Origin of the sequence: Pseudoalteromonas sp. N1230-9, from assembly GCF_032716425.1 — a bacterium.
Lineage (GTDB): Bacteria > Pseudomonadota > Gammaproteobacteria > Enterobacterales > Alteromonadaceae > Pseudoalteromonas.
In genome coordinates this window covers 3,602,798-3,617,682 of the sequence record NZ_CP090419.1, presented here as the reverse complement: position 1 = coordinate 3,617,682, position 14,885 = coordinate 3,602,798, and the positions used below count along the sequence as shown (strand labels likewise).

Annotated in this window: 7 protein-coding genes; 4 read left to right on the top strand and 3 right to left on the bottom strand. The window is 42.4% G+C overall.

The features are described from left to right. Positions 1 to 12: 12 nt before the first annotated feature. Positions 13 to 1,959 (top strand): RICIN domain-containing protein, encoded by a 1,947-nt coding sequence (locus LY624_RS16945; protein ID WP_341803553.1) that lies wholly within the window; start codon positions 13 to 15, stop codon positions 1,957 to 1,959. Positions 1,960 to 2,026: 67 nt separating this feature from the next. Here the strand turns inward: LY624_RS16945 and LY624_RS16940 are convergent, their stop codons facing one another. From LY624_RS16940 to LY624_RS16930, 3 genes are all read right to left on the bottom strand, one after another. After that, positions 2,027 to 2,443, bottom strand: a complete 417-nt coding sequence (locus LY624_RS16940; RefSeq protein WP_062567461.1) for a hypothetical protein — start codon at positions 2,441 to 2,443, stop codon at positions 2,027 to 2,029. 144 nt (positions 2,444 to 2,587) lie between these two features. Then, positions 2,588 to 6,010 (bottom strand): LamG-like jellyroll fold domain-containing protein, encoded by a 3,423-nt coding sequence (locus LY624_RS16935; RefSeq protein ID WP_341803552.1) that lies wholly within the window; start codon positions 6,008 to 6,010, stop codon positions 2,588 to 2,590. 342 nt (positions 6,011 to 6,352) lie between these two features. Next, positions 6,353 to 7,315, bottom strand: a complete 963-nt coding sequence (locus LY624_RS16930; protein ID WP_054562986.1) for a glycoside hydrolase family 43 protein — start codon at positions 7,313 to 7,315, stop codon at positions 6,353 to 6,355. Positions 7,316 to 7,912: 597 nt separating this feature from the next. On the opposite strand from LY624_RS16930, the gene LY624_RS16925 reads away from it, so the two are divergent. The 3 genes from LY624_RS16925 (at position 7,913) to LY624_RS16915 (ending at position 14,879) form a co-directional block, all read left to right on the top strand. After that, positions 7,913 to 10,750 carry a TonB-dependent receptor gene (locus tag LY624_RS16925; RefSeq protein WP_341803551.1) on the top strand — a complete coding sequence of 946 codons (2,838 nt, stop codon included), beginning with the start codon at positions 7,913 to 7,915 and terminating at the stop codon, positions 10,748 to 10,750. Between the two features lie 269 nt (positions 10,751 to 11,019). After that, positions 11,020 to 12,357, top strand: a complete 1,338-nt coding sequence (locus LY624_RS16920; protein ID WP_062567467.1) for an MFS transporter — start codon at positions 11,020 to 11,022, stop codon at positions 12,355 to 12,357. Between the two features lie 77 nt (positions 12,358 to 12,434). After that, complete coding sequence (locus LY624_RS16915; RefSeq protein WP_341803550.1) at positions 12,435 to 14,879, top strand: glycoside hydrolase family 127 protein; 2,445 nt, start codon at positions 12,435 to 12,437, stop codon at positions 14,877 to 14,879. Positions 14,880 to 14,885: the final 6 nt, after the last annotated feature.

Below are 14,885 nucleotides of genomic sequence, written 5' to 3'. Positions count from 1 at the left end.
AGGAACACAAACGTGAAAACAACAAAGCTTAAAAACGCAATGCAAAAGGCTGGTTTAGCTAGCCTATTTGCCTTGTCGTTTGGCGCTCTGACGGGCTGTCAGACTACGGCTGAAGACAACACAGCCAAAGCAGATGTCGCAGCCACAGCAAAAGCGCCAATCCAAGATAATGGTATTTTTACTAATCCTCTTTTCCCAAATGGCGCCGATCCATGGCTTGAGTATTGGGATGGTAACTATTACCTAACTACAACAACGTGGACTTCTGAGTTAGTGATGCGTAAATCACCAACATTAGCGGGCCTTGCTGATGCAACACCTATCAATGTTTGGTCTGATTCAAACCCTGAACGTTGCTGTAACTTCTGGGCGTTTGAATTCCATCGCCTAAAAGGACCAAACGGCTACCGTTGGTACATGATGTACACGGCGGGTACTGATGGCACTTTAGATAACCAACACTTAAACGTATTAGAAAGTGCTGGTGACGATCCTATGGGTCCATACGAATACAAGGGCGCATTAATGCCTAACGTATGGAACATCGACGGTAACTACCTAACGTACAAAGATAAGTTGTATGTGATCTACTCACAATGGCAGGGTGATCAGCAATTAAACATTATTGCTGAAATGGAAAACCCATGGACTCTGAAGAAGAACTCACCGCATACGGTGATCACGCGTCCTGAGTTAGATTGGGAAATCAGTGGTCGCAAAGTAACTGAAGGCGCTGAAATTTTACAGCACAATGGCCGTACGTTTATGACGTACTCAGCAAGCTTCTGTAATACTCCTGATTACAAACTAGGTATGCTTGAGCTTGTTGGTGACGATCCGCTTAAAGCGAGCAGCTGGAAAAAATACGAAAGGCCAGTATTTGAGCGTACAGAAGAAGTGTTTGGCCCTGGTCACAACGGCTTTTTCACATCGCCAGACGGCACAGAAGATTGGTTAGTTTATCACGGTAATGATTCGGTAGAGCACGGTTGTAGTGCGACGCGTTCATTACGTGCGCAAAAATTCACTTGGAACGACGATGGCACACCAAGCTTTGGTAAACCATTAACACCAGGCGTTGAAGTAGCTCCGCCATCAGGTGAATACGGCCCACTGGTAACGCGAGTGCAAGGTCAACGTTATCAATTAGTGAATGCAACAAGCAGCTTATGTTTAGACATTGCAGCTGATCCACAAGATGCACGTGCAGTTCAACGTCAGTGTGCAAGCACCAATGGTCAATGGGTTATTGATGCAACAACAGATGGTTTTGTTCGTTTAGCTAACCGTGAAGACAGCAAGTTCTTAGAGCTTGAAAGCTGTAATGACGCAGATAACGCTAAAGTACAATCTGCAGCATGGCGCAATAATTTCTGCCAGCAATGGAAAGTAGCACCAAGTACAGATGGTAATGTATCTATTACTAACCGTTACACAGGCAAGCCATTAGCGGTTGCTGGTTGTTCTGCCGCACAAAACCAAGCGGTTTTACAGCAAAGCGACGCAACAGCGTGTGGTGACTGGCAATTACGCCCAATGGGCAGTGTTGTTGTATTAAGTCAACAAAGTGGTAAAGCACTTAGCGTGGCAGATACAGTTAAAGCAGGTACTAATGTTGAGCAACAAGCTTACACGCATAAAGATGCACAGCAATGGTTCTTCACACCAACAGATACAGGCTATGTAAGCCTTAAACAAAGCGCTGACAGCGAGTTCTGTGCTGCGGTAGCTGATAACGCCTTAGTACCTGGTGCCAACGTAGAAATGGCTTCCTGTGCAGCGAAAACAGCACAGTGGCGTATTGCTCCGGTAGAAGGTGGTGGTGTGATGCTTATCAACCGTTACACAAAACAAGCGCTTGGTTTAAGTAACTGTGGTTTAGCTGAAAACACTAACTTCGCACAACAACCTGATTTAGGTAATAAGTGCCAAGTGTTCCATCTGCGTGAACCAAATTAAGTTATAAGTAAAAAATCGACTCAACCAAAGCCACTTCATTTATGAGTGGCTTTTTTTGCGCTCATTTTCACACCAGCGCACTAATTAATACCCCTGGATCGCTGATACCGGCCTCTTTCATTGCATCTGCGATAGCTTGGCTTAGTGACATAACTTGGTTTTGTAACCCCATGACTATTTCAAGTTGTATTTCGATTTGTGTTTTAACTGCATCATCTTGTTGGTTTTCTGAGGCTTGTAGTTTTGCAAGTTGCTCTTTTGCTTGCTCAAGTTGTTCTTTTAAAAGTTCTAACTGGGCGAGCATTTTTTGAATTGCAGCTGGCAGTTCACTCTTTTTTTCTTGCGCTTTTGTTTCTGCTGTTTGTTGTCCAGAAAGAGTTGCTCTCTCAGCAATAGAGAAACGATAGTCGGATGTAGTATCGTCTTTTGCCGTCGATTTTTGGTTATCTATGTTCAGGGCATGCGCTAACGAGTTAATATTCATCGCGGTTAAGTATAAGTGAAGGATAAATTAGTATCGGCAATGGGTACTATTTCTTTAGCATTAATTTTTGAGATAAAAAAGCCGAGTTTTCACCCGGCCTTTCCTGACAACACATAAGTAAGGTGAGACAGCTCACCTTATCCGTTACTCTTCTTGTGCAGAAGCTGCGTCAAAGAGTGCTTTTATTTCTTCAGCACTGATTGCACCGTTGAAAATTTTCAGTTCATCAATAGCCCCGTTGTAGGGGGTATCCCAGTAGTTAACACCGAGTGCAAACTCGTTGGTTTCACCAGGGACTGTGAATACACGTGGAAAACCATTTGTTTCTAGTTGCAGTTCACCATTCACGTACATTTTTAAAGCATTACCATTCGTACCGTCGACTGTGAATGCAACATGTGTCCATTCTCTAAGAGGAATGCGACTATCTAACTCAGCATTATCGAAGAATGCGCCGTTATTTGCCCATAAGCGGGTAAGTGCAGTTCCAGACATTGATGGAACATAACTTAGCCATGAATTTGCACTTGCTCCTGCAAAGAATGCTGTCGTGTAATCAGTGAAGGTTTCTGGTTTAAGCCACATAGATACAGAGTAGTCATTGGTGGTTATTAGATTATCCGGTAAACGAACCCCCGAACCGTCAAGAAATACGGCTTGGCCTATAATACCATCTACATAAGTAACATTGCCGCCAGTATTATTAATTAAACCACCAGTTGGTTTGCCAGCTGCGTAGGCATCATTTAGCGCACTTAAGTCACCTTCAAAGCTGTATTCAGCTGGTGCAAGTGATTTTAAGGTTACATCGAATGACTTGGTATCAGTGAAGTCTTTATATCGAATAGTGGCCGTTAATGTCACAACTTGGTCGCCAGCTGTCGCACTTGGCTGAGTGACAATAGCTGTGCCATTGACAGGTTTTAAATACTGTTCGTTGTTGGATGTCCAGCTAATACCTGATACAAACGGACCAACGCGAGGTAATTCGAAACTTTCTCGTACTGCAGATAAGTCACCTAAATCAAGGGCATTTGTGATAAAGCCTTCAAACTGAGTTGAATCAGTTAAGTTGTTAATCGCTGCGCCGTTAATGTCTAAGCTATTGAGTGCGTAGTCATACACAATAAACTCATCAATTTGACCTTGGAACGGTAAGTCCCAGCCATAGTTTACACCTAGCGCAAAGTTGCCCGTTTGTGTACTAAAAAAGTCAGGGCGCGGCATGCTACCTGCAAGCTCACCATCACGGTATAGTGTTGCTGTACCATTTGCATAGGTAATGGCGATATGGTTCCAATCCATCATTGCTGGTGTTGCTGAGATTATTTGATTCCAGTTATCTGTGCCGTCTTCTTCTTGATAACGGCTCCATAGCATGGGTGTTGAGGTAAAGTGTGTATTACCCGGAATTAGACTCATCCAGCGAGCATCCGATGTTGCCGCAAAAAACGTTGGTGAGAAGTCAGTTAAAACCGTTGGTTTTAGCCAGTATGAAATGGTGTACTCATCGCCAGTGACAAGATCATCAGGTAAACGAACACCCGTTGCACCATCGAAGTTAAAGGCTTTACCTGTTTGGCCTTCAGCGTAGGCTGCTGTACCAGCACCCACATTTAGCATGCTGTTGTCTGTTACACCCGCATCATCAAGGTTTCCTAAGCCATCACTGAGTGAATCTTCAAATGCATAGTGTGCAATCGCATTTTTAAACTCAGGGCGTGCTTCAAGGTTTACATTGAAAGTTTTGGTTGTACTTTCACCGTTTAATGAGATATTAGCCGTTAACGTAACTGCTTTATCACCGCGATCTGGCGTTGGAATAAATACTGAGCCTTCACTGGTGATGTAGTACTCATCACTACTTTCCCAGTTAATTGCTGCACCATCTTTACCTTTTGTCGGTAATGAGTAGCCTTCGTCTGCAATTGATAATTCAGTTTTAATATCTAGCGATTCTTGAACAGTACCTAGTACGTTAGCTGTATCTGTGATTTCATCACGTTTACTTGCCCAAATGGTTGCACCTTCGCTTGATGTTGCAGATACAGTGACCGCCATCGCTTTAGTTGCATCATCCCATTGCCATTTAGCCACACCAAAGTACGTACCAGAATCTAATTCAAGCTTAATATTTGAGTCATCAATCATGTACCAGATACCTGGATCATCACCGGTTACAGAGTGATCTTCGTTTAAAGCAATATGCATTGAACGAATAGCATCTGTATTTACATCGTTACCATGGTTGATAAATTTGTAATAACCATAAAGTTCATCTGCCACAACCATGTTGTCGCCTTCAAGCGGCACATAGCGCTGCGGTGAAGCCATAGGCCAACCTAATGAGTTAATGAACATTTCATGTACGCGAACTTGGTGCGCTTCTGAAATGGTTGGGAACTCAGTCGATGTTTGCGGGAAACGTGTATGCGTTACTAAAATATGACGACCTGTCGTCTCATCGTAGTAAGCAGAGTTATGACCTGGTGATTGGTAGCCCCATGCAGGTGCTGTTTCGCCAAGTTCTTGCGTGTACTCAAAGCCACCCATTAGTTTTTCGCCCACTTCCAGTCCGCCCATTGCAGCAATGTCGTTACCTGCGTTATCTAGGTATGGACCATCAGGTGTTTTTGAGCGAGCGACACGGATGTTGTAACCATCGTTTAGCGCAAAACCAGCTACTGAGTAGAATAAGTAGTAATATTCACTTTCGGGGCTGTACATCACAAATGCACCTTCCATTGCTCGGAAGTCACCGCCTACTAGTTTTTTACCATAGCCTTGACCTGCTTCTGGCATACCTGTTTCTTCGTCCATTGCTAGCACGAAAATACCGCCAGAGTATGAGCCGTAAACCATCCAAAGTTTGCCGTCAGCATCATAGAAAGTTGCAGGGTCAATGGCGTTAGGATCAACGGCACCATTCCATGTCGTTTGGCCGTTATCAAGTGGGTAAGCTGTAAATTCAGCTTCTGAGCGATAACCACTGCGTAAGAAAATACCTTTGTTTTTGTATGGGCCTTCAATATTGTCAGCTTCAGCTAAACCAAGGTAAGAGCGGTTCCAGCACACTTCATCAACCACATCTGCGGTATCTGGGTTATCTTGTGCACAGTGGTTATAGTAGAACCAAAATTTGCCATTTGGCGCTTTGATTACATCGGCAGCCCAGTTTCCTGTAAAACCGTCTGTCCATTCAATACCTTCGGCAATTTCACCTGTGTAGTTGTAATCGAATAATGGGCTTTCATTAACGGCTGCGTTAGCTGAAAGGCTCGAAATCATTTCCCAGTTCAAGAGATCAGTTGATTTAGCGGCAGCAAGGTGAGAGCCAAAAATATAATAGGTGTCGTCAACTTTAACGACTGAAGGATCGTGCACACTTACATTAGCCACCATGACGCTACCAGATTCAGTGTATTGAACACTGCTGCTTACACTTGGTTTTGCGCTTTGTGGCTCGGCAACCGCAGGGGATGAGTCAAGCTTAGTACCCTCTTCTTTACCACAACCTGTAACAGCCAAAGAGCAAGCTATGAGCATGGCTAATTTATTTAATTTCATTTTATGTGTCCTCTTGAAACTGGGATTATTTTTATTCGATTGTTGTCAATAAAATTGCCGCGTGCCTATATCAAACTAATAAGAACGTAGTATTGTAATTTTATAGTATGATTTGAAATGTGCAAATACTTTTGCAAAGGTAATTAAGATGTAAACGCAGGGTTTCATGTTTTACAATGTTTACAGGCGTATTTTTAATTTTTTGAGAGGCTGATTTTGATGTTTTATGAGCTATATTTAGTTTTTTAAATTTAATATTAAGCTAAAAGAAGGCGAGGAATGTGTTTATTTGTATTACATTTAAACAATAAAAAAGGGCTCTTAAAGAGCCCTTTTTTGAAATTATTTGTCTTGTTTACTGAGGCCTTCAGTGGTCATAATAATGCGCTTAAGCGTGCCATCTTCGTTGTAGTAAAGTGGCTCAATAGCGACCGAACGACGAAAACGTCCGCCACTTGGTTTGCCATCAATCGGTGGCACTGCACCAGTATGATAAATAAAGTAGTCTTTACCTTTGTATTCGATGATTGATTGGTGATTTGTTTCGCTGTTACCCGCTATTTCATTCAAGATTCCTTTATACTCCCAAGGTCCGTGAATACTTTTACTCATGGCATAACAGATCTTCTCAGGGAACTCACACGCGTACGAAACATAGTAGTTGTCGTTTTTCTTATGAACCCATAGCGCTTCGGTAAAGTTAGGCAGGTCTAGCGTTTTAATTTCACCATCAAGAGACAGTAAGTCGTCGCTTAGCTTAACGTATTTTGGCATTAAGTTACCAAAGAACATGTAAGTATCGCCGTTTTCCTCTGTATAAATAGCAGGGTCGATGTCGTCCCAATCATTTGGCGTATGTTTGGTCATGTCATCGGTCACAAGCGCATGGCCAATGGCATCTTTAAATGGACCTGTTGGTGATTTAGAGGTTGCAACACCAATTGCAAAACCGGGTTTTGTATCATTGTGGCGCACTGTGGTAAAGAAATAGAAAGTGCCATCACGCTCAATCATGTGTGAAGCCCATGCTTCGCCTTTAGCCCATTTAAAGTCAGTGGCTTTCATAATTGGGCCGTGTTTTTTCCAATTCACCATATCGGTAGAAGAAAAAGCCAGCCAGTCATGCATTTCAAAAAAGACATCATTATTAGGGGCTTCATCATGACCTGTATAAAGGTATACAGTGTCGTTGTGTACAAGTGCGGCAGGATCGGCAGTAAATACATCAGTAAATAATGGGTTCTGTGCAACGGCTAAACTGCTTGAGAAAAGTAAAGGCAGTGCTAAAGCTTTGAGTTTCTTCATGAGTGTCCTCTTTGACTAATAATTGTTGTTCGAGCTATTGCTTTGTCCACACTAAAATCTAACCTAAACGGCCCAAGTAATACGCACTGTACGTTAAATTATACTGGGTAACTGATTGTTTACATCGCAACAATTCAGCTAAGTGCAGCAAAAAGCAAGTTGATATTGTATTATTGTATTTCAATAATAGTAGCATCAAAATTTGCTGGGTAAATAACTTGTTAGCTCTTTTTGTTGCTTCTTATAAATTAAAATTGAATTGAGGTAATGTGTCTTTTATCTATATCTTAATGATTATTATGACCTTTATGTAGCTTTTTATATTGGCGAACAGTCTTTCATATATTTGTAACGTGCTATAATTAAAGCGTTTTTGTAAACATAGCGACACTTATTTTAATTTGTCATTTTGAGTTGACTGTTAAATAGTCATACAATATGATTAAAGTTCAGGCAGCAAAGTATTAACATAAAAACGTAGATTCACTCGCGCACCGTTTTGACAACACACGATGCACAACACAGTGATCTCGCTTCGGTAACTGAATGGGGAAAGTTCAGCGGACCGATATAACTATAATTTGGAGAACACCGCTTATGTTTAAAAGAACACACATAGCCAGTGCTGTAGTTATGGCATTTACTTGTCAATTTGCTTTTGCTCAAGAGGAAACACCAAACACTCCTGAGAATAGCGCTGATGAAATGGAAGTGATTCAGGTATCTGGTATTCGCGGCAGTTTAAACAAAGCGCTAGATGAAAAACGTGCAAGCGTTCAGATAGTCGATGCTATTGTTGCTGAAGATATTGGTAAGTTTCCTGATAATAACGTAGTTGAAGCATTACAACGTGTAACAGGTGTACAAACAACTGGCCGTGGTGCGGGTGAAGTGAGTCAAGTTTCAATTCGTGGCTTAACCGATGTAAATACAACCGTTAATGGCCGTGCTATTTTTACAGGGGCGGGCCGTGACGTATCACTACAAGACATTCCTGCGAGCCTTTTATCAGGCGTCACTGTTTATAAAACGCGTTCAGCAGATCAGATTGAACGTGGTATTGCTGGGGCTATTGACATTAAAACGCACCGTCCTTTTAACTTTGAAGGCGAAAAAGTCGTTTTAGCAGCGCGTGCAATTTATTCTGATCAGCCTGATGAAGTTGATCCAAATATTAGTGCTTTATTATCTAACCGTTGGGAAATCGACGGTGTGGGTGAGGTTGGAGCACTCGTTAATATCTCTTATGCAGAGACTCATTATCGCGACGACACAATGACGGCGGGTGCTGCATTTCCATTTTTTACTGACAAACCTCAATTCAATTACTCACCCTATTCACGAGTACCAAATGAGTTTTGGCCACAAGGTACAGAGTCTGGTCTTCCTACAGCTTCAGGATCGACATTAGATGTTAATGGAGAACCGACCGAATATCTATTAGCACGTGATGCAATATTTGGTACTTCATTCACAGGCCTTCGTAAGCGACCAGCGGCTTCAGTGTCTTTGCAATGGGCACCAGTCGATACACTTGAAATTACTGCAGAAGGCTTTTATACCGGTTACGAAAATGAGTCACAAAATGCGATGTGGTTCTCAAACACCTTTGAAAATGGCAATGGTAATATTGATACGCCAATTGTTTTCGATGGCACTAATGTGATTAAAGAGAAGCAGGCAATTGGCGCAGGTGGCTTCCAAAGTGGTGACTTCTCATACGGTAAGACAGACAGCTACTTATATGCACTAGGTGCCCAGTGGCAAGCAAGTGATTATTTAACAATTAATACTGAAGTTGTTTACCAAGACAGTGAATACGAAACAGATTTCTTCGCAATGCGCTTTGACCGTGTAGCGACGGGTCTTGACGTTGATTTTAATGATAAAGATGGTGTACCAGGTATTTCATTTTGGGACGATCCAAACACTGCGGTTAATGAAGCTGATATGGCTGCAATTGCTAACTGGAATGCAGGTACTGTTTACGACAACGGCGGCGGTAATGCTGGTGATGCGCTGACTTTTACCTTTGATGCAGAATACCTAATTGGTGGCACATATTTCGATAAAGTTAAATTTGGTGGTCGTTACGAAAAACGTACGGCACAAGAGTACACTCGTGCTCAAGATGCCATTATTCGAGATGAAAATGGAATGCCTATTATTACTTCTGTTGCGAGTTTAATTGAGCAAATTGCAGCAGCAGGTGGAGCTGGCGATGGTTCAGGCATTGTATTCCAAGTTGATGACTACTTTGATGGTCGTGCTGATGTGTTTGACAGCTTCGTCACAGCTGATGGCGGTTACATGCTAGATAATGGTAGTGCTGTTCGTAGTGTATATGGCATGGAAGCAGAAGACGTATACAAAACATTTGATATCGAAGAAAACTCATACGCACTTTATGCTACGACTAACTTTTTCATTACAGAAGATATCAGCGGTGAATTCGGGCTACGTTATGTCAGCTATGAGCAAGATATGGATTTTGTTGCTGAAGTCGGTGGCATGAACTCAAATGTATTCGAAGAAAGTTCAGCAAACGCAGATACCGATGCCTTATTACCAAGCTTGGTACTTAACTGGAATATCACAGATGATTTAGTGGGTCGTGTGGCGTATACGGAAACGCTGCGTATGCCTAATTTCGCTGATTTAAATGCATTACAGTACTGGTTTGATCCACTTACTGAAGGGGCGACATATGGCACTGGTAACGGTGGTAACCCAGATCTTAAACCAACAGAATCAAAGAACTACGATGTATCACTTGAATGGTACTTTGCAGATACAAGCTCGCTTTATGCCGCTTATTTTAATCGTGAAATTGAAGGTTTGGTTGTTGCGGGTCGTAAGCAGGTTGTACGCGAAGGTGATGATGGCGTAACACGTCCATACGTATTAAGTGCACCCGTTAACGCTTCTAATGGTGAGCTGTCTGGTTTAGAAGTTGGTTTAGTTTACTTCCCTGAAGCGTTACCTGAATACTTAAATGGCTTAGGTGTGCAAGCTAGTTTCACCATGCTTGATTCATCACAAGATACACCTGAATTCAATCAGCTAGGTGAAATTTCAGGCTATGTTGATTCACAAATGGCCGGTGTTTCTGACGAGTCTTACAGTATCGTGGGTATCTACGAGCGTGATGCGTTCGATATGCGTTTATCTTATGTATGGCGTTCAGAGTTTTACACCGGTAATGAAGCTGCAATCTTTGCTAATCCTTTACAGTTCTGGAATCGTCCAGAGCAAAGCTTAGATTTTCAATTTAGCTACAATGTGAATGAAGATTTTGTTGTGACCTTTGATGCAACAAATATTCTTGATGATGTATATCAAAGCCATTACGGTGAAAATAATGACACGTTATTTAACTTTGGTAATGGTATTTACTCACGCACATTTGCATTGGGTGCACGTTATTCTTTCTAATTCTTAATTAGACCCAAAAGCCCCAGCTCTGCTGGGGTTTTTTATTCGTAAAGCGAGTGTTTGCTATCGGTCGAAAAGAGTTGCGATTTAATTAGTATGATAATACTATTAATTAAATTAGCATTAAATTTACAAAAATAACGAACGCAATGGCCAAGCTGTGTACTATCTAAGGCTGTAAATTTATTTAATACGCAGTGTTGAAGGCTTGTCATCATTGCTCGAAATAGTGAGCGTGGCTCATTATTGACCATTTAGGGTGTTGTTGTATGGAATCTCAAAAATTATCCGTTGTAGAAAAGGTCGGCTTTGGTGCCGGTGACATGGCAGTGAATGTCATGGTAGCAGCGTTATTTTATTTTATGTCTTTCTTTTACACCGATATTTACGGACTTGATCCGGTTGATATGGGTGTGTTGTTTTTAGTGGCGCGTTTTGTTGATGCCTTTACCGATCCTTTAATGGGAGTGATCACCGATAAAGTGAAAACGCGTTGGGGTCAGTTCCGTCACTGGTTCTTATTTTTATCTGTGCCCTATGGTCTGTCGGTGATTTTACTCTTTACTACGCCTGATTTTGACTACAACATGAAACTAGCTTGGGCCTATGCGACTTACCTTTTCGCAACCTTAATGTTTACCGGTGTCGCTATTCCTTATATTTCTTACATTGGTGTCTTAACCGCCGATCCAAAAGAGCGTTTGTCAGCCAACGGCTACCGTATGTTTTTCGCTAAGATTGCCAATGTAGTGATTGTATTTTCAGTGCCGCTGCTTGCATCATATTGGGGAGATGGCAGCTTGTCGTATGGTTATAAACTGGCAATGGCGTTGGTATCGGCATGTGCCGTTGCACTGTTCTTATTTTGTTTTTTTACAACGCGCGAACGTATTACTCACGAGCCGCAAAAAGAAAGTGTGCTTACGCAATTAAAAGTGCTACTTAAAAACGATCAATGGTTACTACTGTGTGCGGCATGTGTACTTGGTACGCTTGGTTATGCGATTCGCGGCAGTGTTGCTATGTATTACGCAACCTATTATTTAGGCGTGCCTGATTTAGCAGGTGCCTTTACCAGTGCGGGTATTGCAGCATCTATTGTCTCTATGGTAGCAAGCACCTGGATCACCCAGCGCTACTGTAAAATGAAGTTATTCCGTCAATCACAAATTGCTGTGCTATTCATCTCATTGCTAATGTATTTTGTGGTGCAGCCGGGTGATGTAATGATGGCGTTTGTGCTGTATATCATCTTGTCATTTGTGGTTGATTTACACGCGCCAGTATTCTGGTCTGCGATTGCAGAAGCCGTCGATTACGGTGAAATTAAAGACGGTGTTCGTGCATCAGGCCTATCGTTTGGTGGTATTTCATTCTGTCAAAAAGCAGGGGGTGGCTTAGCTGGCTTAGCGGGTGGTTTATTACTGGCATTTTTTGAGTACAAGCCTAACGTTGAGCAAACCGAATTCACCCTAATGGGCTTAGCACTGATGCTAACTATCATTCCTGGTGTATTTCATGCACTGCTTGGTTTGATCTTAAAAAAATACAAAATCACCGATGAATACTACACGAATATGGTCATTCATAAGCGCCTACCACACTAACCATCCTTTAGGCGCACACACTTAAAAAGTGTGTGCGCTTTGCTCTTTAAAATAACAATTCGCTGGGAGACAACAGTATGAACACATTCAAAGTTAGCTATTTAGCAAGCGTTTGCGCTGCAATATTAACTGTGAGCGGTTGCAGTGAGCTGCCAATAGACAGTAAACAAGCGGTTTCTGTAGAGCATGCTGAACATACCAGCGAACAACATTTATTTGCCCTAAACCAAGTCAGTTTAAGTGCCAGCCCGTTTTTACATGCGCAGCAAATTAATGTGCGTTATTTATTAGCACTTCATCCTGATCAGCTACTTGCTCCTTACCTGCGTGAAGCCGGTCTTGAACCAAAAGCGCCTAACTATGGTAACTGGGAAAGCACAGGCCTTGATGGCCATATTGGTGGTCACTATCTTTCAGCCCTGAGCCTTGCATGGGCAGCCACGGGTGACGAAGAATTAAAGCAGCGTTTAGATTACATGCTAAGCGAGCTGGATCGCGCTCAACAAGCCACAGGTGGTTACTTAGGCGGTATCCCAAATGGCGATGAAATGTGGCAGCAGATCGAAAAGGGTGAAATCAAAGCTGATTTATTCAGCTTAAACGACCGCTGGGTGCCGCTTTATAACATCGATAAAATCTTTCATGGCTTGCGCGATGCATACGACGTAGCCGGCAGTGATAAAGCAAAACAAATGTTATTTAAGTTAGGCGAATGGTTCTTAGCGACCACTGCTAAGCTAACTGATGAGCAAGTTCAACAAATGCTGTACTCAGAGCATGGTGGCTTAAATGATGTGTTTGCTGATATGTACTTTATTAGTGACGATGAGCGTTACTTAAAACTAGCTCGCCAGTTCTCTCATAACATCATTATTGAACCCTTATTACACAAAGAAGATAAGTTAACGGGCCTGCATGCCAATACGCAAATTCCAAAAATTATTGGTATGTTGAAAGTGGCTAATGCCAGCGATGATAAAGCATGGCAGCAAGGTGCTGACTTTTTCTGGAAAACAGTCAGCCAAGAGCGCTCAGTATCAATTGGCGGTAACTCTGTACGTGAGCATTTTCACGATAAAAGTGACTTCACGCCAATGGTTGAAGATGTTGAAGGCCCAGAAACCTGCAACACTTACAACATGATGAAACTTAGTAAGTTATTGTTCTTAAAAACCGGTGATACGCGTTATTTAGACTATTATGAGCGCGCCACATATAACCATATTTTATCGTCACAACACCCAGAGCATGGTGGTCTTGTTTACTTTACCTCAATGCGCCCTGGGCATTACCGCATGTATTCATCAGTGCAAGATTCAATGTGGTGTTGCGTAGGCTCAGGTATTGAAAATCACAGCAAATATGGTGAGCTGATTTATAGCAATACCGGTAAAGAGTTATGGGTGAACTTATTTATTCCGAGCACGTTAAATTGGCAACAACAGGGTTTACAGATCACCCAAGACAGCCAATTCCCAGATGATAACAAGGTCTCACTGACCGTAAATCGTTTGTCTGAGGGGCAAAGTACTGAGTCGGTAATTCACATTCGTAAACCGTCTTGGCAACAAGGTGAGCTGAGCTTTACTCTAAATGGACAAGCTGTAAGCGCAACCGAAAAAGACGGTTATTACAGCATCAGCCATGCTTGGCAAAGCGGTGACAAACTTGCCTTTGAACTTAGCCCTAAGCTTTATACTGAGCAGCTACCTGATGGTCAGCATTATTATTCGGTGATGTACGGACCTGTTGTCATGGCTACCAAAGTACACGCTTTTGCAAATGAAAAGCTTAACTTTGTTGCCGATAATAGCCGTATGGGCCACATTGCCGCAGGGCCGACTTGTCCGCCAGAAGCTCTGCCAATTATGCTGAGTGAGCCAGAAAAGTTTATTGCCGATCTCACTCGTAAGCCAGGCCAAGAGCTCGCATTTATCGCCGATAAAAATGTGGCGATTGCTAAACAAGGTATCGATAACACCAAAAGCATAGAGTTAATTCCGTTCTTTCGCTTACACGATAGTCGTTATCAAGTGTATTGGCCGCAGCAAAGCGAAGCTGAGTTCACGCAATTTGTTGCCGATGCAAAAGCGGCTGAGCAAGCGAAAGAGCAGCTTCGTTTATTAACCGTTGATCAAATTACGCCGGGTGAGCAACAACCTGAAGTTGAACACGATTTTAAAGGTGAAGGAACCCGTGCAGGTGTCAATAATGGCTACCATTGGCGCGATGCAACAGGTTGGTTTGAGTATCAGCTTAGTAACCCAGAACAAAAAGCGGTTGCTTTGCGTGTTCGCTATTTTATTGGCGATGTGAACCGTCACTTCTCTATTAATTTAAATGGTGAGCAATTAGCTGCAGTTAGTTTGCCTGTAGGTAGACCAACGGATGAGTTCTACACCATTGATTACCCATTAACAGAGGCAATGAAAAAGTCGACAACGCTGACCTTACGTTTTGCTGCCGACAAAGACTCTGTTGCCGGTGGTATCTATGGTATTCGTTTAATCAACGCACAATAAAGAGTT